The following is an 18,281-nucleotide window of genomic DNA, read 5'->3' as shown; positions in this document are numbered from 1 at the left end:
AAAAACGGCAGGGAGCGGAGCGGTGTGACCGTCCGCCCCCCAGGGCATGCCGGCGCTGCCGGCCAGCCCCCTAAGACCGAGTAAAAGGAGAACAGCGGAAACAGGCTAAACTGGGAGGCTTACAGTTGCCTTACACCGCGCCGGTTTTCCCATGCACATCCTGCTTGCCGAAGACGATCGCATCATTGCCGACGGATTGTTGCGCACGCTGCGCAAGTCCGGCTACGCCGTCGACCATGTCGCCAATGGCAGCGATGCGGATGCGGCCCTGCTCTCGCAGCAATTCGATCTGTTGATCCTCGATCTCGGCCTGCCCAGGCTGAATGGCATCGAAGTTCTCAAGCGCCTGCGTGCGCGCAAGTCGCCCATGCCGGTGCTGATCCTTACCGCCGAGGACGGCCTGGAAGATCGCGTGCGCGGCCTGGATGCCGGCGCCGACGACTATCTCACCAAGCCCTTCGCCCTGCCTGAACTGGAAGCGAGGGTGCGCGCGCTCACCCGGCGCGGCACGGGCAATCCGACGAAAATCGAATTCGGGCCGCTGACTTACGACCAGACCGAGCGCAGCGCCAGGCTGGATGGCCAGGCTGTTGACCTTTCGGCGCGCGAACTGGCCCTGCTGGAGATACTGCTCCTGCGCGCCGGCCGCCTGGTGAGCAAGGAACAACTGGTCGACCATCTTTGCGGCTGGGGCGAGGAAGTCAGCACCAACGCCATCGAGGTCTACGTGCACCGCTTGCGCAAAAAGCTGGAAGACAGCGGAGTGCGCATCAGCACGGTGCGGGGACTCGGCTACTGCCTGGACCGGCCCAATGGCGCTTAGCGACCGGCTGCTGCGGCGCCGGCAGGACGAAGGCGAACGTCAGTCGGTTTTCGGCGAGATCCTCGACTGGATGCTGATGCCGCTGCTGCTGATCTGGCCGCTCAGCGTGATCCTCATCCAGGGCGTGGCCAACAACATTGCCGACGACCCCTACGACAAGGCCCTGGCGGAAAATGCCTTGGCCATTGCCGGTCTCGTCAGCGTCAGTGGCGGCCGGGTCAGGGCCGACATCTCGGCCCAGGCGCGCAGCCTCCTGCAGCGTGACGAGCTGGACATCGTGTACTTCCAGGTGCTGGGCTTCCGCAACGAACTGGTGGCGGGCGAGGCCGCCATCCACTGGGTCGAGCCGCCCCTGAAGATAGAGCCCGGCAAGCCTTATTTCCGAGACGACGAGATCCACAGCGAACCGGTGCGCATCGCCTATCTCTACCTCAAGCCGCAGCACGACAAGGAGCCGATCCTGGTGCAGGTGGCCGAGACGCGCAACAAGCGAAACGCCCTCTCCTCGCGCATCATCTCCGGCGTCACCCTGCCGCAGTTCGCCGTGATTCCGCTCGCCGTGCTGCTGGTGTGGTTCGGCCTCTCTCGCGGCATCGCGCCGCTCAACCGGCTTGGCCGGGCGATCCGCCGACGCCTGCCGACCGATCTTTCGCCGATCCCGACGGCCGGCGTGCCGGAGGAGGTCAAGCCGGTCATCCATGCCTTCAACGACATGATGGCCCGCCTCGAGCAGAACCTGCAGGCGCAGCAGCGCTTCATCGGCGATGCCGCGCACCAGATGCGCACCCCGCTTACCGGCCTGAAGATGCAGACCGAGCTGGCGCTGACCGAGACCGATCCGGAGAACATGCGCATCCTGCTGCGGCAGATCGCCGAGAGTACCGACCGTGCCGCCCACCTCATCAGCCAGCTGCTGGCCCTGGCGCGTGCGGAATCCAGCCATGAGAAGACGCATGCCATCGAGAACGTCGATCTCGAGGCGGTGGCGCGCGAAGCGACGCAGGAATGGCTGCCGGCTGCCATGGCCAAGAAGATCGATTTCGGCTTCGAGGGCACCGGCTGGCCGCTGCAGGTCAGCGGCAACCCGCTGCTGCTGCGCGAGCTCGTCGTCAACCTGATCGACAACGCCGTGAAATATACGCAGGTCGGCGGCCGCATTACGGTGCGCACCCGGGCGGCGGAATTCGCCGTCCTCGAAGTCGAGGACGACGGGCCGGGCATTCCGGAAAACGAGCGCGACCTGATTTTCGAGCGATTCTACCGGGTGCTCGGCAACGAGGCGCCGGGCAGCGGCCTGGGGCTGGCCATCGTCCGCGAGATCGCCGAGCTGCACCGCGGCAGCGTGCAGTTGAAGCTCGGTCCGGAAGGGCGCGGCACGCTGGCGCAGGCCGTTTTCCCGCGCAGCCGCTTCACCGTTTCGGCGCTGCTGGCGCAGCAGCCGGAGAAGTTCCAGCCAACCTTGTGATCAGCAGGCGGGCGGCAGGCCGCTCATCACGCACAGCTCGCGCTTGACCCAGGCCAGCAGGATCCAGACCCAGAACAGCAGGAAGAAGGCGACGAAAGGCAGGTGCTTGTCGATGATCACCTTCGGGGCGATCCAGCGGCAGATCCTGATGACCGGGCTGGTGATGATGAGAAAAAGCTTGTACACGAAATTGGTGTGGCGCCGCCCGCCCGCCAGCAGGGCCAGCACGCCCTGGCCGATGAGGGCCAGCAGGGCCACCTCGACCAATGCGCGCAGGACGGAAACGAGGAACAGATCGATCTGAGTCATGGTATTGTCTTGGCCTTCCGATTCGAGGTGCTGCAATGGATTTTGAACACTTCCGCCATTATGCCCGCGGCTGGCTGCTGCATTTCTTCGGCCAGGAAGAAAAAGCCTTCAACGAATATGCCGCCGCCTATCGCCTGCGGCCCGACAACGTGCAGGCTGCGCGCAACCTGGCCTTCATCGCCGCCCGCAGGAAGCAGTACGACGTCGCCGACAAATGGTTCATCGAGGCGCTGCGCCTGGCGCCCGGTGACGCCGGCATGCATTTCAACCATGGCTACGTGCTCGAGCAGGGGGGGCGCTCGGACGAGGCCATCGCCGCCTTCGGCGAAGCCGTGCGCTTGAATCCCGCCCTCGACCTGGCCTGGTACGGCCTGGGCATGGCGCAGGCCCGCCGGGGCGAGCATGCCGAGGCCGCCGCCGCCTTCGCCAAGGCCGCCGAGCTTCAGCCGATGAACGGCGAGGCCTTCTACCAGTGGGCCATGGCTTGCCACCATGCCCACCAGCCCGACCAGGTCACCCAGATCGCCAAGCGCCTCGCCGGATTCGAGCCGAAGCGCGCGATGAAGCTGATCAAGGATGCCGAACGTCCGGACCTGCGCCATCTGGTGCCTGCCGAAGTGCAGGAGTTCTTCGAAACTTACCGTTCGTAACCAAGCTCTTTTTTTGAGGACTCCGGGAGCCCTCAAAAAAAGAGCCCGCCAATCGGCGGGCTCGACAAGGGGGTTCCCCCCCTCCTCCTCGTAGTTCTTAGCGACCGGACGTGTCGATGTCGCCCGCCAGGTTCGGGTAGCGGACATGGTCGACCAGTTCCTGCACTTCCTTCGACGGCGCCGGGGAAATCAGCGAGCCGATGATCACGCCGATGAAGCCGGCGGGAATGCCGAAGATGCCCGAAGAAATCGGGGCGATGTCCCACCAGAGCGGGGCATTCACGCCGAAGAACGGGTAGGTCAGGTACATGTAGTAGCCGCAGACGAACAGGCCGGCCGACATGCCGATGATGGCGCCGAGCTTGTTGGCCCGCTTCCAGAACACGCCCGCCACCAGCGCCGGGAAGAAGCCCGAGGCCGCCAGCGAGAACGCCGCGCCGACCAGGAACAGGATGTTGCCCGGCTTGAGCGAGGTGACGTAGGCCGCGAGCAGGGCGACCACCAGCAGCAGGCCCTTCGACACGGCGATGCGGCGCACCGTCGGCGCGTTCGGGTCGATCATCTTGTAGTAGAGATCGTGCGAGAGCGCGTTGGCGATGGTCAGCAGCAGGCCGTCGGCGGTGGAGAGCGCCGCAGCCAAACCGCCGGCCGCGACGAGGCCCGAGATCACGTAGGGCAGGCCGGCGATTTCCGGCGTGGCCAGCACGATCAGGTCGCCGCCGATGGTCAGTTCCGCCAGCTGCACGATGCCGTCCTTGTTGAAGTCGGTGACCGCCATCAGCGTCTTGTCCACCGCCGCCCAGTTGGCGACCCAGCCCGGCAGGGCCGAGAACTGCGAGCCGATGACGTTGCTGTACACCTCGTATTTCACGAGGATGGCCAGCGCCGGCGCGGTGAAGTAGAGCAGGAAGATGAAGAACAGCGACCAGCCCACCGAGATGCGCGCTTCCTTGACCGACGGCGTCGTGTAGTAGCGCATCAGGATGTGCGGCAGTGCGGCCGTGCCCACCATCAGGCAGAGCACCAGGGCGAGGAAGTTCTTGCGCGCCTTGTTCTGCGCGGCCTCGTCCTTGCCCGGGAAGGGATCGGCGTGGGCCTTGACCGCAGCGGTCTTGGCGGCTGCGCCAGCCTTCTCCTTGGTCCAGGCGGCCTTGGCGGCTGCCGGGTCGGCCGGGAAGTCCTTGAGGGCCTTCTCGGCGGCTTCGACGGCCTTGATGTCGGGCGCGGCGGCGCCCTTCAGCTCGGCCACCTTGGCGGCCATCTTGGCCTTTTCCTCGGCGAGGAAGGCGGCGCCGCCGGTCTCCAGGCCCTTCAGCTTGGCGTCGGCTGCGGCGACCTTGTCGCGGAAGATCTGGCGCACCGAATCCTCGGCGGCGCCCTTCGGCGTGCTCTTGTCGTTGAACTCCTTCTCCAGCGCCGTCACCTTCGGCAGGGCCGTGGTGTAGGCGGAGATCTGCGGGATGGGAATGCCGGTGTGCTTCACCGACAGCCACACCACCGGGATCATGTAGGCGACGATCAGGATGATGTACTGGGCCACCTGGGTCCAGGTCACCGCCTTCATGCCGCCGAGGAAGGAGCACACCAGGATGCCGGCGAGGCCGACGAACACGCCGATGCCGAACTCCAGGCCGGTGAAGCGGCTGGTGATGATGCCGACGCCGTAGATCTGCGCGATCACGTAGGTGAAGGAGCAGGTGATGGCGACGATGATGCCGACGAAGCGCGGGATGTTGCCGCCGTAGCGGGCGCCGAGGAAGTCCGGGATCGTGAACTGGCCGAACTTGCGCAGGTAGGGTGCGAGGAACAGCGCCACCAGGCAGTAGCCGCCGGTCCAGCCCATGACGAAGGCGAGGCCGTCGAAGCCGGCGTGGTAGAGGGTGCCGGCCATGCCGATGAAGGAGGCGGCGGACATCCAGTCGGCGCCGGTGGCCATGCCGTTGAAGAGTGCCGGCACGCGTCGTCCCGCCACGTAGTACTCCGCCACTTCCGCCGTCTTCGACATGAAGCCGATGCCGGCGTAGAGCAGGATGGTGGCGAAGAGGAACATGTAGCCGAGCACCTTGTTCGGCACGCCGAGCTGCTCGAGGATGCCGACGATGATGACGAAGGTGATGAAGCCGCCCGTGTAGAAGGTGTAGTACTTCTTCAGGTTGGCGTAGAACTGGGATTGGGTAACCTGGGACATATTAGTCTTCCTCCCCTTCCTGGACGCCGTACTCGTTGTCCAGTTTGTTCATGGTCTTGGCGTAGAACACGATGATGATCACGTAGATCGCCAGTGAGCCCTGCGCGGCCATGTAGAAGCCGAGCGGCCCGATGAAGGTGATGCTGTTCAGTTCACGCGAAAACCAGCCCGTGACGAAGGTGAAGACGAACCAGACCACGAACAGGATGCTCGTGATTTTCAGGTTTCGACTCCAGTACTCCTTGTGCTTTTCGGTAAGTTGCATGGAAGCGACTCCTCCTTTTTTGACAAGCGCCGCAGACATTGCCCGCTTGGGGCGGACGGTGGCTGCGGCCGTTTTCGGTGCGCCCGGGGGTTTCCCCTCTTGCACGCACCGCTCTCCTCACCCAGAAGTCGTAGAGCAGAATTCTCCGGGTAGCCCACATTATCGTCTCTGAAAACTGACAGATTGCTTACAGAAAACGAGACCGATGAAAGGCAAACATCCAGGCAGGATCAGGATGGTGCGCCGCATCATTTTTGTAATCGGATGATTTGCTTGAGTCTCTGGATTTGGATTGGGGGATATCGGGGAAAAATTGCTACGTTGCAGCGAAGCAAACAAAAGTGATAGATCGCGGAGGGGATGCGGCAGTATTTCGGGATAACCCGGGCGGGCCGGGTATTGCCGGAAGGCCATTTTGCGAACAACGCCGAAAACAGTATAATCCCGCCTCTTTCGCAGGCGGCTTGCGTCGCGGCGGAAACAGATTCTCAGGCCAGGTAGCTCAGTTGGTAGAGCAGCGGATTGAAAATCCGCGTGTCGACGGTTCGATTCCGCCCCTGGCCACCAAATTCTTCTGGAACGGCCCTCCACTCGGAGGGCCGTTTCCTTTCTGGCTTTGGATTGATCTGTGTCAGCCCTTTTGGCCGTAGGGCTAATGCTATAATTTCCTTGGAAAATTCCGACAGAACCGCTTCCGATGCAGCTCTACGCCTTAGGCCTCAACCACCACACCGCGCCGCTTGCCGTTCGCGAACAGGTGGCGTTCGATCCATTGCGCCTGCCGCAGGCCCTGGTCGAATTGACGCATGGCCGGGAAGTGCGCGAGGCGGCGATCCTGTCGACCTGCAACCGAACCGAACTGTATTGCGCCGCCGAGGCGCCCGAGGCGGCCGCACAATGGCTGGCCGAATACCACCGGCTGCAGCCGCAGAACATCTCGCCGTACCTCTACACATTGCCCAGCCGCGATGCCGTGCGGCACATGTTCCGCGTTGCCAGCGGCCTCGACTCGATGGTGCTCGGCGAGCCGCAGATCCTCGGCCAGATGAAGCAGGCGGCGCGCGTGGCGGAGCACGCCGGCACGCTGGGCACGCTCCTGCACAAGCTGTTCCAGAGGACCTTTGCCGTGGCGAAGGAGGTGCGCTCCACCACCGCCATCGGCGCCAACATCGTGTCGATGGCGGCGGCGACGGTGCATCTGGCCGAGCGCATCTTCGAGAACGTGGCGGAACAGAAGGTGCTGTTCATCGGTGCCGGCGAGATGGTCGAGCTGTGCGCCGCGCATTTCGCCGCGCAGAAGCCGAAACGCATTACCGTGGCCAACCGCACGCTGGAGCGGGGCGAGGCGCTGGCGGTGCGCTTCTCCGGCGACGCCATGCGGCTCGACGAGATCGGCGAGCGGCTGTTCGAGTACGACGTGATCGTCTCCTGCACGGCGAGCCCTCTGCCGATCATCGGGCTGGGCATGGCCGAGCGCGCCATCAGGGCGCGCCGCCACCGGCCGATGGTGATGGTGGATCTGGCCGTGCCGCGCGACATCGAGCCGGAGATCGCCCAGCTCGACGACGTCTTCCTGTACACGCTGGATGACCTCGGCGCCATCGTCGAGTCCGGCCTGGAGTCGCGCGAGAAGGCGGTGGTCGAGGCCGAGGCGATCATCACCTCGCGCGTGGACGGCTTCCTGCACTGGCTGGAGTCGCGCGAGACGGTGCCGACCATCCGCGCGCTGCGCGACACGGCCGAGCGCGCGCGCCGTCACGAGGTCGAACATGCGCTCAAGCTGCTGGCCAAGGGCGAGGATCCGCAGCGTGTGCTGGAGGTGCTCTCGCATGGCCTCACCAACAAGCTGATGCACGGGCCTACCGCCGCGCTGAATCAGGCCGACGGGCCGAACCGCCACGACTTGGCCGACCTGATCGCCCGCATCTACCACCTGCATCCCGAAGAGTAGCTGCCGAGACGCTCCCCTGCGCCGGCCGCAGGGCGGGCCGTTTACCATTGCCATGAAAAAAAGCATCAGCGACAAACTTGAGCACCTGAGCCGCCGCCTCGCCGAGCTCGACCTGCTGCTGGCCAGCGAGACGGCGACGAAGGACATGGACGCCTACCGCAGGCTGACGCGCGAGCACGCCGAGATCGCGCCGGTGGCGGCGCTCTTTGCCGCCTGGCGCAAGGCGGAGGCGGGCATGCAATCGGCGCAGGCCATGCTGGCCGATGCCGAGATGAAGGATCTCGCCGAGGAGGAGATCCGCGCCTGCCGCGAGGAGATGGCGCGCCTCGAGGACGAACTGCAGCGCGCCCTGCTGCCGCGCGATCCCAACGACGAGCGCAACCTGTTCCTGGAAATCCGCGCCGGCACCGGCGGCGACGAGTCGGCGCTGTTCGCCGGCGACCTGTTCCGCATGTATGCCCGCTACGCCGAGCGGCAGCGCTGGAAGGTGGAGGTCATCTCGCAGAATCCGTCCGACCTGGGCGGCTACAAGGAGGTGATCCTGCGCATCGTCGGGCAGGGCGCCTACTCGAAGCTGAAGTTCGAGTCGGGGGGGCATCGCGTGCAGCGCGTTCCCGCCACCGAGACGCAGGGGCGCATACACACCTCGGCGTGCACCGTGGCGGTACTGCCCGAGGCGGACGAGGTGGCCGACGTCGTCATCAATCCGGCCGAGCTGCGCATCGACACCTACCGCGCCAGCGGCGCAGGCGGCCAGCACGTGAACAAGACCGACTCCGCCGTGCGCGTCACGCACCTGCCGACCGGCATCGTCGTCGAGTGCCAGGACGACCGCTCGCAGCACAAGAACAAGGCGCAGGCGCTCTCCGTGCTGGCGGCGCGCATCAAGGACCAGCAGACGCGCGCGCAGCAGGCACAGATCGCCTCGACGCGAAAGTCGCTGGTCGGCAGCGGCGACCGTTCCGAGCGCATTCGCACCTACAACTTCCCGCAGGGCCGCATCACCGACCATCGCATCAACCTGACGCTGTACAAGATCGACGCCATCATGGACGGAGACCTCGATGAGCTGGTCGGCGCGCTCTCTGCCGAGCATCAGGCCGAGCAGCTGGCGGCTTTGTCGGAAGAGGCGGCGTGAACGTCGCCGCGGCGCTCGAGGAAGCGCGCGCCGCGATTCCGCTGCGTGAGGCGCGCCTGCTGCTGTGCCATGTCCTCGGCGTGTCGCATGCCGCGCTGGAAGCGCATCCGGAAGGAAAAGTCAGTCTCCAGGATACGGCGAGGTTTCGCGAATTGGCGGCACGCCGCGCCGCCGGCGAGCCGCTCGCCTACCTCACCGGCCAACGCGAGTTCTACGGCCTGGACTTTCACGTCACGCCCGCCGTGCTGATCCCGCGCGAGGAGACCGAACTGCTGGTGGACATCGCTCTCGAGCGGCCGGCGCGGCGCATCCTCGACCTCGGCACCGGCAGCGGTTGCCTCGCCATCGCGGTGGCGAAATCGCTGCCGCAATCGGAAGTGACGGCGGTCGACGTCTCCGCGGCGGCCCTCGCCGTGGCGCGGGTGAATGCCGCGCGCCATGGCGTGGCGGTGCGCTTCCTGCAGGGCGACTGGTTCGCGCCGCTGGCGGGCGAGCGTTTCGACCTGATCCTGGCGAACCCGCCCTATGTGGCCGAGGCCGATCCACACCTCGCGCAGGGCGACGTGCGCTTCGAGCCGCACAGCGCGCTGGCCGCCGGGCCCGAAGGCCTCGACGACATCCGCCGCATCGTCGCCGGCGCTGGCGCGCATCTTGCGCCCGGCGGACGGCTGTATTTCGAGCACGGCTACGACCAGGCCCGGCCGGTGGCGGCCCTGCTCGATGCGGCGGGCTTCGTTGCCATCGAGCATCGCCGGGATCTGGCCGGCATCCTGCGCGTGACCGGCGGAACGCGGCCTTGACGGCAAGTATCAGCAAACGCTAAACTTGACAAAATTAGTAGGCTTTTAAAGGAAAGACCATGGAAGACGTTCAGCAACTCCTCAAGGAACAAGTTTCGACCCACCCGGTGGTGCTCTACATGAAGGGCACGCCGACCTTCCCGCAGTGCGGCTTCTCCGCCAAGGCGGCGCAGATCCTCAAGCTGTGCGGCGTGAAGCAGTATTACTCGGTGAACGTGCTGGAGCATCCCGGCATCCGCGCCGGCATCAAGGATTTCTCCAACTGGCCGACCATTCCGCAGCTCTACATCAAGGGCGAGTTCATCGGCGGCTCGGACATCATGAGCGAGATGTACCAGGCCGGCGAGCTGCAGAAGAAGCTGGAAGGCATCGCCACTGCGGCGTAAGTCGCCGTTCTGCAGCGACTGACTTTTATCCGTGCAATTCCGCGAGGAGCCTGTCGATCATCCGCTCGGCCTGGCGCAGGTAGCCGGCGCCGAACAGGTTGAGGTGGTTGAGGACGTGGTAGAGGTTGTAGAGCGTCTTGCGCGACTCGTACCCTTCCGCCAGCGGCCAGGCCTCGCAGTAGGCGGCGTAGAAGGCCTCGGGAAAGCCGCCGAAGAGTTCCGTCATCGCGAGGTCCGTCTCTCGGTCGCCGTAATACACGGCCGGATCGAAGACGGCCGGCGCGCTTCCGCACATCGCCGCGTTGCCGTGCCAGAGGTCGCCGTGCAGCAGGCTCGGTGTCGGTCGGTAGTCGAGAAAGAAGGCCGGCAGTTTCGAAGCCAGGCTCTCCCCCTTTTTCCGCAACGCGTAGCCATGGGCCGCGGCCCGCTCGAGTTGCGGCAGCAGCCGTGCGTCGGCGAAGAAGCGCGCCCAGTTGCCGCTCTCCGTGTTGGTCTGCGACGTGGCGCCGATGAAGTTGTCGCGATGCCAGCCGTAGCGTCCTCCGGCCGTTCGGTGCAGGGTGGCGAGTGCGCGGCCGCTGGCGATGGCGCCGGCGCGCTCGGCGACGGGCATCAGGTCCAGATGTTCCAGCACCAGATACGCCTGCCCGCCGACGAGTCCGCAGCACAGCGGCCGCGGCACGCGGAAGGCACCGGCTGCGGCCAGCGCCGCCAGACCGTCGCGCTCCGCCTCGAACATCGGCAGGGTTTCTCCTGAATTCAGCTTGACGAACCAGCGTTCGCCATCGCCCTCCAGTACCAGCGCGCGATGGATGCAGCCGCCGCCGGTTTCACGACTGGAAACGGTGCGGAAGGGGCGGCCCAGGGCACGGCTGATTTCAGCAGAGAGCGATTCGCCCAGGGGCATCAGACCGCAGCGAGACGGGCGTTGGCCAGCGCCAGGCGGTTGGCCAGCACTTCGAGAAAGGCGGCGTAGAAATGCATGCGGCAGACTTCGGAGGCCTGCCGCAGCGCGTCGCCGCGGATGGTGATGACCTTGGCCGGCGTCTGGGCGATGACGTCGGCGTTACGGCTGCTGCTCGACTTGCTGATGACGGCCATCTCGCCGAAGCAGTCGCCGGGGGTGAGGATGCCGAGGATGCGGCCGCGCTTGGCGATCTTCACCTCGCCCTCGGCGAGGAAGCAGAAGTAGTCGCCGGGCTCGCCGTCCTTCATGATGACGGTCTCGGGCGCCACCTGGTCCCAGTCGGAGAAACGCACCACTTCCCAGATCTCGACATCGCTGAACTCGGCGAAGAAGGGCAGCTCGCGCAGCGTCTCGAACTTCTCCGTGTCGGCGAAGTCGCGTTCGCGCGCCTTCAGCTGCTTGTTGCGGAAGGCCTGCGCCAGGTCGTGCGAGAACTCCTCCCAGCTGGCGTAGCGTGCGCCGAGGTCCTTCTGCATGGCGCGGGCGACGACGGCATCGAGGTTGGCCGGAATCTCGCGGCGGAAATCCGAGGGCGGCGGCGGCTCGACATGGGTGATCTGGTACACCATGCTGTAGTTGTTGCTGGCCTGGAACGGCAGTCGTCCCGTGAGCAGCTGGTACATGACGACGCCGAGCGAATAGATGTCCGTCTGGTGGTTGAGCGGCATCTCGCGCACCTGCTGCGGCGACATGTAGGCGGGCGAGCCGATGCCGGACACCTGGGTGCGCGTCTGCTCCGCGCTGGAGAACAGAGCCGCGCCGAAATCGGAGATCTTGATGTCGCCGCCGGAGGCCAGCAGGATGTTGGCCGGCTTGATGTCGCGGTGGGTGATGCCGAGGTGATAGGCGTAGTCGAGCGCCCGCGTGCACTTGAAGACGATCTCGACCAGGCGGTCGAGCGGCAGCAGGTTGTCCGGCGAGCAGAAGGGCTCCAGCGTGCCGCCGCCCACGTACTCCATGACGATGTAGCTCTGCGCATCGTCGACGACGGCGTCGTAGATCTGCACGATGTGCGGATGCATCAGCTTGCCGGCAAGCGAGGCTTCGTTGACCAGCAGGTGGCGGTAGAGCCGGCCGCGCTCCTTGTCCTGCAGCACCTCGGGCGAGATGACCTTGACCGCCACCTCGCGCTGGGCGAACGGATCCCAGGCGAGCCAAACGGTGCTGGTGGCGCCCTCGCCGAGGCGGCTGCGCACCTCGTACTTGCCGATCCTTTCGGGGGATTCCATGACGCCGTTATACCGAGGTCAGGCGGGTGTTGGCAAGCGACAGGCGTTCGACCAGGATGCGCAGGAAGGCGCGGTCGAAGCTGTGCCGGCAGGCGTCGGAGGCGCGCCGCAGCGCCTCGGTCGGCACGGTGATGACGGTGGCCTCGCTCAGGGTCGACACGTCGGCACCGCGCACGCCGGCCTCCTCGCCGAGGTAGGCCATCTCGCCGAAGCACTCGCCGGCGGAGAGGATGTTGAGCAGCTTGGCGTTCTTGGTGACCTTGACCTCGCCCCTGGCGAGGATGCAGAAGTTCTCGCCCGGCTCGCCTTCGTGCATCAGGACGGTGCCCGGCTTGGCGCGCGCCCACTCCGAGAAGCGCAGCACCTCCCACAGCTGGACGTCGCTGAAATGGCGGAAGAAGGACAGGCCGCGCAGGGTGTTGAATTTCTCGCTGTCGGCGATTTGCGTGCGCGTCTCGGCCAGCTGTTCGCTGCGGAAGGCCTCGGCCAGGTCGAAGGAGAAGGCGTCCCAGCTGGCGTAACGGTCCTCGAGCGACTTTTCCATCGCCTTCATGACGACGGCGTCGACCACCGGCGGGATGCCGGCGCGCAGGGCCGAGGGCGGCGGCGGCCGGGTGTTGAGGATCTGGTAGACGATGCTGCCGTTGTTGCTGCCCTGGAAGGGCAGCTGTCCGCTGAGCAGCTGGTACATGACGACGCCGAGGGAGAAGATGTCGGTGCGGTGGTCGAGCGGCCAGTCCTGCACCTGCTGCGGCGACATGTAGGCGGGCGAGCCGATGCCGGAGATCGCCGTCTGGTCGCTCGAGGTGGTGATGGCGGCGCCGAAATCGGAGATCTTGACGTCGGTGCCGGAGGTGCCGCCGCGCAGGATGTTGGCCGGCTTGAGGTCGCGATGGATGACGCCCAGCCGGTAGGCGAAATCCAGCGCGCGCGAGCACTTGAAGACCATCTCGACGACGTCGGCCAGCGGCAGCAGGCGGTCCGCGGCGCAATACGGCTCCAGCGTGCCGCCCTCGACGTATTCCATGACGATGTAGCTGGGATCGGCGTCGGCCACAGCGTCGTAGATCTGCACGATGTGCGGATGGTTGAGCTTGCCGGCGAGCGAGGCCTCGGTGACGAAGAGCTTCCTTGCCAGCTTGCCGCGCTCGCCTTCCGAGAAGACGCTGTTGGCCACCACCTTGATGGCGACGTCGCGCGCGGCGAAGGGGTCGTGGCCCAGGTAGACGACCGACGTGGCGCCTTCGCCGAGCTTGCGGATGACCTGGTATTTGCCGATCTTGTCCATGGAATGTGCGAGCCTGCCGGGGCCCGTCTGGCAGGCCTGCCCCGGTTCAGAAATTCAAAGAGCGCTTCTTGCCCGGGCGATGGCGGCGCGTACCTGCTCGGGCGCGGTGCCGCCGACATGGGCGCGCGAGGCGAGCGAGCCTTCGACGGTGAGCACGGCGAGCGCATCCTCGCCGATCAGCGGCGAAAATCGGCGAAGGGCGTCGAGACCGAGATCGGGCAGGTCGCAGCCCTTCTCCTCGGCGGCGCGCACGGCAAGGGCCACCGCTTCGTGCGCGTCGCGGAAGGGCAAGCCCTTCTTCACCAGGTAGTCGGCGAGGTCGGTGGCGGTGGCGTAGCCCTGCCGCAGCGCGGCGCGCATGGCCTCGGGTTTCACGCGAATGCCGGCAACGAGGTCGGCGAAGATGGCCAGGGTGTCGCGCACGGTGTCGACCGTGTCGAAGAGCGGCTCCTTGTCTTCCTGGTTGTCCTTGTTGTAGGCGAGCGGCTGGCCCTTCATCAGCGTGAGCAGCCCCGTCAGGTGGCCGTAGACGCGGCCGGTCTTGCCGCGCGCCAGCTCCGGCACGTCCGGGTTCTTCTTCTGCGGCATGATGGACGAGCCGGTGCAGAAGCGGTCGGCCAGGTCGATGAAGCCGACGCGCGGGCTCATCCACAGGATCAGCTCCTCGGAGAAGCGCGAGACGTGGGTCATGATCAGCGCCGCGGCGCCGGCGAATTCGATGGCGAAGTCGCGGTCGCTGACGGCATCCAGCGAGTTGCCGCAGACGCCGTCGAAGCCCAGCTCGCGGGCGACGAACTCGCGGTCGATCGGGTAGGAGGTGCCGGCCAGGGCCGCGGCGCCTAGCGGCAGGCGGTTTGTCCGCTTGCGGCAGTCGGCGAGGCGCTCGCGGTCGCGCGACGCCATCTCGAAATAGGCCATCAGGTGGTGGCCGAAGGTGACCGGCTGCGCGACCTGCAGATGCGTGAAGCCCGGCATCGGCGTGGCGGCGTGCTGCTCGGCCAGGTCGAGCAGGGCCGACTGGTAGGCGCGCAGCAGGCCGTCGAGGCCATCGATTTCCTCGCGCAGCCAGAGGCGGATGTCGGTGGCCACCTGGTCGTTGCGCGAGCGGCCGGTGTGCAGGCGCTTGCCGGCGTCGCCGACGAGCGCAGTCAGGCGCTTCTCGATGTTGAGATGCACGTCTTCGTCGTCGACCGACCACTGGAATTCCTCGGTCTCGATTTCGTGCTTGATGGCGGCCATGCCGCGCTCGATGGCGGTCAGGTCGTCCTGGCCGATGATGCCCTGCTTTGCCAGCATGCGGGCATGGGCGAGCGAGCCGCGGATGTCATGCAGGGCCAAGCGCCGGTCGAACGACACCGAAGCCGTGTAGCGCTTGACGAGTTCGGCCACCGGTTCGCTGAAGCGTCCCGACCAGGCCTTGCCGCTGGAATCGTTGCTGTGATCTGTCATAATCGTTTCAATCATTGCGGATACGCAAAGCAACGAATGAGTATACGGCAAAACCCCCAGCCGACGCGTCTGCCGAACTTCGGCAACCTGGGCGTCATGCTGCGCAGCCTGCTGGCGGTGAACCTGATGGCCTTGTGTGCGGTGCTGGCGCGCAATTCCGACCTGGCCCGCCTGCTGCAGGAGCTGGTTGAGTTCGCCGCCGCGGTCGAACCGCCGCTGATCGCCTGCGTGGTGCTGTTTTACGTGACGGCAGGCTGGCTTGCGCGACTGCCGTACAACGCGGCGCTGGGCATCGTGGCGGCGGCCAGCGCCCTGATCTCGGCCCTGTTCCATATCCTGTTCAGTCCGCCTGGCCTGCCGCCGGCGGACTGGCCGCGCGCCGCGATGTGGGGCGCCGCGGCGGCCCTGGCCCTCATGTTCTATTTCGACCTGCGCAATCGCGCCTTTTCGCCGGCCCTGGCTGAGGCGCGCCTGATGGCGCTGACGGCGCGCATCCGGCCGCACTTCCTCTTCAACAGCCTGAACGCGGTGCTCGGCGTCATCCGCTCCGATCCCCGCCGCGCCGAGCAGGCGCTTGAGGAGCTGTCGGACCTGTTCCGCGTGCTGATGCGAGAGAACCGGGAACTGGCGACCCTGGGCGACGAGTTTGCACTATGCCGGCAGTATCTCGAACTGGAACATCTGCGCCTGGGCGAGCGGCTGCACGTAGCCTGGGATGTCGACGCCTGCCCGTCGGATGCGCTGGTGCCGCCCCTCATGCTGCAGCCCCTGCTGGAGAATGCCGTCTATCATGGCGTCGAACCTTCCCCGCAACCGGCGACCGTGACGATCCGGGCCGTGCGCGAAGACGAGGAGATTCGCATCGAACTCTCGAACCCGTACCATGGCGAGAACGCTCACCACGCCGGCAACCGCATGGCGCTCGACAACATCCGCGAGCGGCTGATGCTGTTCTACGATCTGGAGGCGCGGCTGGAAACCGGGGCGAAGGAAGGCCTGTTCCGGGTCACGATCCGGCTGCCTTACCGGAAAGGAGTCGCCGCGTGACCGATGCGCTGCGCGTGTTCATCGTCGATGACGAGGCGCCGGCACGGGCCCGCATGAGGGCCCTGCTGGCGGACATTGCCGCCGAACAGCCGAATGTCCTCGTCGGCGAGGCGGCCAACGGGGTGGAGGCGCTGGAGCGGCTGGCGGATGCGCCGGCCGATGTGGCGCTGGTGGACATTCGCATGCCACGGATGGACGGCGTCGAGCTGGCGCGCCATCTTGCCGCTGCCGGCAACTCACCGACGGTGGTGTTTACGACGGCCTACGATGAGTACGCCGTGCAGGCTTTCGAGTTGAATGCGGTTGACTACCTGGTCAAGCCGGTTAGGGCGCAGCGGCTGGCCGCGGCCCTGGAGAAGGCGCGCCGCGCCGTGCCGACGGCGCGCGAGACGCTGGCGCGGCTGGCGCCCGAAGCGCGCCGCCACCTCTCCGTCACCGAGCGCGGCCGCATCCTGCTGGTGCCGGTTTCCGAGATCCTGTATCTCAAGGCGGAGCTCAAGTATGTGACGGCACGCACCCGCGAGCGCGAACACCTGCTCGACGAATCGCTCACCCATCTGGAGCAGGAGTTCGCCTCGCGCTTCGTGCGCGTGCACCGCAACTGCCTGGTGGCGCGCGAGGCGATCGCCGGTTTCGAGAAAAGCACGGCCGAGGACGGCGAGACGCACTGGACGGTGCTGCTGGCGGGACTGGAGGAGAGGCTGCCGGTGTCGCGCCGGCAATGGCCGACGGTGAAGGCGGCGTTCGCCGGCGATGGGAGAGCGTGATGCATGAACTGATGCTGTCGGCCTGGGGTTTCTTCTGGCGCGCGGAGTCGCCCTACGTCGTGTCCGCGGCACTGCTGCTGGCCGGGCTGCTCTGGCATCTGCGCCCGGCCGACCGGCGTTCCGTCGGCTACACGCTGGCCGTCTTCGCGCTCTGCCTGGGCGGACAGTTTCTCGCCGGCGTGCTCGACGCGCGCGGCCTGCGCACCGGCGCGGCGGCGGCGCACGAGATTTTCGTCGTCGGTTCCGGCATGGCGCTGATCCGCCTCGCCGGCCTGTGCCTGTTCCGCGCGCTGCTGCCGGCCGCCGGGCTGCGGCCGCCGCGCATCGTCGAGGACATCGTCGTCATCCTGGCCTATGTCGGCTTCGCCCTGGTGCGCATGCGCCTGGCCGGCGTCGACCTGTCGGGCATCGTCGCCACCTCGGCGGTGATCACCGCGGTGGTGGCCTTCTCGATGCAGGACACGCTGGGCAACATTCTCGGCGGCCTGGCGCTGCAGCTGGACAGTTCGATCGAGCTGGGCGACTGGGTGAAGGTCGACGACATCGCCGGGCGCGTGATCGACATCCGCTGGCGCTACACGGCGATCGAGACGCGCAACGGAGAGACCATCGTCGTGCCGAACAGCCTGCTCATGAAGAGCAAGTTCACCGTCATCTGGAGCCCGGAGCAGGCGACCCAGCCATGGCGGCGCTGGATCTGGTTCAACGTCGACTACAGCGCTCCGCCGGCGCAGGTGATCGAAGCGGTCGAGCAGGCCGTGAGCAGCGCCGACATCCCGGACGTGGCGCGCGTTCCCCGGCCCAACTGCGTGTTGATGGAGTTCGGGCCGAGCTATGCGCGTTACGCCCTGCGCTACTGGCTGGCCGATCCGCGGGTGGACGACCCGACCGATTCCGCGGTGCGCAGCCATGTGCTGGCCGCGCTGCAGCGTGCCGGACTGCGCATCGCCGAACCCGAGTACTCGGTGCACATGATCAAGGAGAACGAAGCCCACCGCGAGGCGGTGCATGCGCGCGAGCTGGTCCGCCGACTGAAGGCCCTGCGCGGCGTCGGCATTTTCGCCTCGCTCAGCGAGGATGAGCTGAAGGCGCTGGCCGAGCGGCTCGTCTACGCGCCCTTTGCCCGTGGCGACGTGATCACGCGTGAGGGCATGGTGGCGCACTGGCTCTACATCCTGGTGGCCGGCGAGGCGGAGGTATGGCTGGAACAGCAGGGCGAGCGCCGCCTGCTGACGACGCTGCCGGCCGGCAAGGTGTTCGGCGAGATGGGCATGCTCACCGGCGAGCCGCGTCGGGCCACCGTTACGGCGAAGAGCGACGTCGAGTGCTATCGCCTCGACAAGGCCGGCTTCGAGGAAGTGATCCGCTCACGCCCGGCGATCGCCGAGGAAATGGCCGCCATCCTCACCGAGCGCAACATGCAGCTTGCGACCGCGCAGGAGGCGCTCGGCGCCGAGGCGCACGCCAGGGAGCGCCAGCGCCAGCACGCCAGCCTGCTCGGCAAGATGCGCACCTTCTTCCGCCTCGGCGAATCGAAGTAGGCGCGCCCGGCAGGCTGA

17 protein-coding genes and 1 tRNA gene are annotated in these 18,281 nt (G+C 66.5%); 11 read left to right on the top strand and 7 right to left on the bottom strand.

What is annotated here, in order from left to right:
• Positions 1 to 151: 151 nt before the first annotated feature.
• The gene (locus ROZ00_11130; protein ID MDT3736770.1) at positions 152 to 823 is read left to right on the top strand and encodes a response regulator transcription factor; all 672 of its coding nucleotides are present in this window, start codon (positions 152 to 154) and stop codon (positions 821 to 823) included.
• On the top strand, positions 813 to 2,288 hold the full coding sequence (locus tag ROZ00_11125; GenBank protein MDT3736769.1) for a sensor histidine kinase N-terminal domain-containing protein: 1,476 nt from the start codon (positions 813 to 815) through the stop codon (positions 2,286 to 2,288). The genes ROZ00_11130 and ROZ00_11125 overlap by 11 nt, the downstream gene beginning before the upstream one ends.
• Here ROZ00_11125 and ROZ00_11120 read toward each other — a convergent pair whose 3' ends face one another.
• A complete protein-coding gene (locus ROZ00_11120) occupies positions 2,289 to 2,597 on the bottom strand; it encodes a hypothetical protein (GenBank protein MDT3736768.1) in 309 nt (102 codons plus the stop codon).
• A gap of 35 nt (positions 2,598 to 2,632) precedes the next feature.
• On the opposite strand from ROZ00_11120, the gene ROZ00_11115 reads away from it, so the two are divergent.
• Entirely contained in the window at positions 2,633 to 3,247 is a 615-nt protein-coding gene (locus tag ROZ00_11115; protein ID MDT3736767.1) for a tetratricopeptide repeat protein, read from the top strand.
• A 97-nt stretch (positions 3,248 to 3,344) separates the two neighbouring features.
• On the opposite strand, the gene ROZ00_11110 is transcribed toward ROZ00_11115, so the two are convergent.
• Positions 3,345 to 5,435, bottom strand: coding sequence for a sodium:solute symporter family protein (locus ROZ00_11110; GenBank protein MDT3736766.1), 2,091 nt, complete (start codon positions 5,433 to 5,435; stop codon positions 3,345 to 3,347).
• A gap of 1 nt (position 5,436) precedes the next feature.
• On the bottom strand, positions 5,437 to 5,700 hold the full coding sequence (locus ROZ00_11105; GenBank protein MDT3736765.1) for a DUF4212 domain-containing protein: 264 nt from the start codon (positions 5,698 to 5,700) through the stop codon (positions 5,437 to 5,439).
• Between the two features lie 491 nt (positions 5,701 to 6,191).
• Here ROZ00_11105 and ROZ00_11100 point away from each other — a divergent pair.
• The 5 genes from ROZ00_11100 to grxD all read left to right on the top strand — a co-directional run bounded on the left by ROZ00_11100 (position 6,192) and on the right by grxD (position 9,975).
• Positions 6,192 to 6,267 (top strand) — tRNA-Phe (locus tag ROZ00_11100).
• A gap of 130 nt (positions 6,268 to 6,397) precedes the next feature.
• Entirely contained in the window at positions 6,398 to 7,651 is a 1,254-nt protein-coding gene (gene hemA / locus ROZ00_11095; GenBank protein MDT3736764.1) for a glutamyl-tRNA reductase, read from the top strand.
• A gap of 52 nt (positions 7,652 to 7,703) precedes the next feature.
• A complete protein-coding gene (gene prfA, locus ROZ00_11090) occupies positions 7,704 to 8,789 on the top strand; it encodes a peptide chain release factor 1 (protein MDT3736763.1) in 1,086 nt (361 codons plus the stop codon).
• A complete protein-coding gene (prmC, locus tag ROZ00_11085; protein ID MDT3736762.1) occupies positions 8,786 to 9,589 on the top strand; it encodes a peptide chain release factor N(5)-glutamine methyltransferase in 804 nt (267 codons plus the stop codon). The genes prfA and prmC overlap by 4 nt, the downstream gene beginning before the upstream one ends.
• 59 nt (positions 9,590 to 9,648) lie before the next feature.
• Positions 9,649 to 9,975, top strand: coding sequence for a Grx4 family monothiol glutaredoxin (gene grxD / locus ROZ00_11080; GenBank protein ID MDT3736761.1), 327 nt, complete (start codon positions 9,649 to 9,651; stop codon positions 9,973 to 9,975).
• A 25-nt stretch (positions 9,976 to 10,000) separates the two neighbouring features.
• Here grxD and ROZ00_11075 read toward each other — a convergent pair whose 3' ends face one another.
• From ROZ00_11075 to argH, 4 genes are read right to left on the bottom strand one after another with little or no spacing between them, the layout of a single operon-like run.
• On the bottom strand, positions 10,001 to 10,882 hold the full coding sequence (locus ROZ00_11075; protein ID MDT3736760.1) for a fructosamine kinase family protein: 882 nt from the start codon (positions 10,880 to 10,882) through the stop codon (positions 10,001 to 10,003).
• Entirely contained in the window at positions 10,882 to 12,171 is a 1,290-nt protein-coding gene (locus ROZ00_11070) for a protein kinase (protein ID MDT3736759.1), read from the bottom strand. The genes ROZ00_11075 and ROZ00_11070 overlap by 1 nt, the downstream gene beginning before the upstream one ends.
• Positions 12,172 to 12,178: 7 nt before the next feature.
• Complete coding sequence (locus tag ROZ00_11065) at positions 12,179 to 13,459, bottom strand: serine/threonine-protein kinase (protein MDT3736758.1); 1,281 nt, start codon at positions 13,457 to 13,459, stop codon at positions 12,179 to 12,181.
• Between the two features lie 54 nt (positions 13,460 to 13,513).
• A complete protein-coding gene (argH, locus tag ROZ00_11060) occupies positions 13,514 to 14,908 on the bottom strand; it encodes an argininosuccinate lyase (GenBank protein MDT3736757.1) in 1,395 nt (464 codons plus the stop codon).
• A gap of 36 nt (positions 14,909 to 14,944) precedes the next feature.
• Between argH and ROZ00_11055 the strand changes: the two genes are divergently transcribed.
• The 3 genes from ROZ00_11055 to ROZ00_11045 are packed head-to-tail and all read left to right on the top strand — an operon-like array spanning position 14,945 to position 18,263.
• Positions 14,945 to 15,955 (top strand): histidine kinase, encoded by a 1,011-nt coding sequence (locus ROZ00_11055; protein MDT3736756.1) that lies wholly within the window; start codon positions 14,945 to 14,947, stop codon positions 15,953 to 15,955.
• A complete protein-coding gene (locus ROZ00_11050; protein ID MDT3736755.1) occupies positions 15,952 to 16,722 on the top strand; it encodes a LytTR family DNA-binding domain-containing protein in 771 nt (256 codons plus the stop codon). The genes ROZ00_11055 and ROZ00_11050 overlap by 4 nt, the downstream gene beginning before the upstream one ends.
• Positions 16,722 to 18,263 (top strand): mechanosensitive ion channel family protein, encoded by a 1,542-nt coding sequence (locus ROZ00_11045; protein MDT3736754.1) that lies wholly within the window; start codon positions 16,722 to 16,724, stop codon positions 18,261 to 18,263. The genes ROZ00_11050 and ROZ00_11045 overlap by 1 nt, the downstream gene beginning before the upstream one ends.
• Positions 18,264 to 18,281 lie beyond the last annotated feature (18 nt).

The sequence above is a fragment of the Denitratisoma sp. genome (assembly GCA_032027165.1).
Classification (GTDB): Bacteria; Pseudomonadota; Gammaproteobacteria; order Burkholderiales; family Rhodocyclaceae; genus Desulfobacillus.
The sequence above is the reverse complement of the archived record's forward strand: the minus strand, read 5'-3'. Positions and strand labels throughout refer to the sequence as shown.

What these genes read in the sequence shown, in the direction of transcription:
- ROZ00_11130 (MDT3736770.1), top strand. Translation starts at nt 152, where the DNA reads ATGCACATCCTGCTTGCCGAAGACGATCGCATCATTGCCGACGGATTG.
- ROZ00_11125 (MDT3736769.1), top strand. Translation starts at nt 813, where the DNA reads ATGGCGCTTAGCGACCGGCTGCTGCGGCGCCGGCAGGACGAAGGCGAA.
- ROZ00_11120 (MDT3736768.1), bottom strand. Translation starts at nt 2,597, where the DNA reads ATGACTCAGATCGATCTGTTCCTCGTTTCCGTCCTGCGCGCATTGGTC.
- ROZ00_11115 (MDT3736767.1), top strand. Translation starts at nt 2,633, where the DNA reads ATGGATTTTGAACACTTCCGCCATTATGCCCGCGGCTGGCTGCTGCAT.
- ROZ00_11110 (MDT3736766.1), bottom strand. Translation starts at nt 5,435, where the DNA reads ATGTCCCAGGTTACCCAATCCCAGTTCTACGCCAACCTGAAGAAGTAC.
- ROZ00_11105 (MDT3736765.1), bottom strand. Translation starts at nt 5,700, where the DNA reads ATGCAACTTACCGAAAAGCACAAGGAGTACTGGAGTCGAAACCTGAAA.
- hemA (MDT3736764.1), top strand. Translation starts at nt 6,398, where the DNA reads ATGCAGCTCTACGCCTTAGGCCTCAACCACCACACCGCGCCGCTTGCC.
- prfA (MDT3736763.1), top strand. Translation starts at nt 7,704, where the DNA reads ATGAAAAAAAGCATCAGCGACAAACTTGAGCACCTGAGCCGCCGCCTC.
- grxD (MDT3736761.1), top strand. Translation starts at nt 9,649, where the DNA reads ATGGAAGACGTTCAGCAACTCCTCAAGGAACAAGTTTCGACCCACCCG.
- ROZ00_11075 (MDT3736760.1), bottom strand. Translation starts at nt 10,882, where the DNA reads ATGCCCCTGGGCGAATCGCTCTCTGCTGAAATCAGCCGTGCCCTGGGC.
- ROZ00_11070 (MDT3736759.1), bottom strand. Translation starts at nt 12,171, where the DNA reads ATGGAATCCCCCGAAAGGATCGGCAAGTACGAGGTGCGCAGCCGCCTC.
- ROZ00_11065 (MDT3736758.1), bottom strand. Translation starts at nt 13,459, where the DNA reads ATGGACAAGATCGGCAAATACCAGGTCATCCGCAAGCTCGGCGAAGGC.
- argH (MDT3736757.1), bottom strand. Translation starts at nt 14,908, where the DNA reads ATGACAGATCACAGCAACGATTCCAGCGGCAAGGCCTGGTCGGGACGC.
- ROZ00_11055 (MDT3736756.1), top strand. Translation starts at nt 14,945, where the DNA reads ATGAGTATACGGCAAAACCCCCAGCCGACGCGTCTGCCGAACTTCGGC.
- ROZ00_11045 (MDT3736754.1), top strand. Translation starts at nt 16,722, where the DNA reads ATGCATGAACTGATGCTGTCGGCCTGGGGTTTCTTCTGGCGCGCGGAG.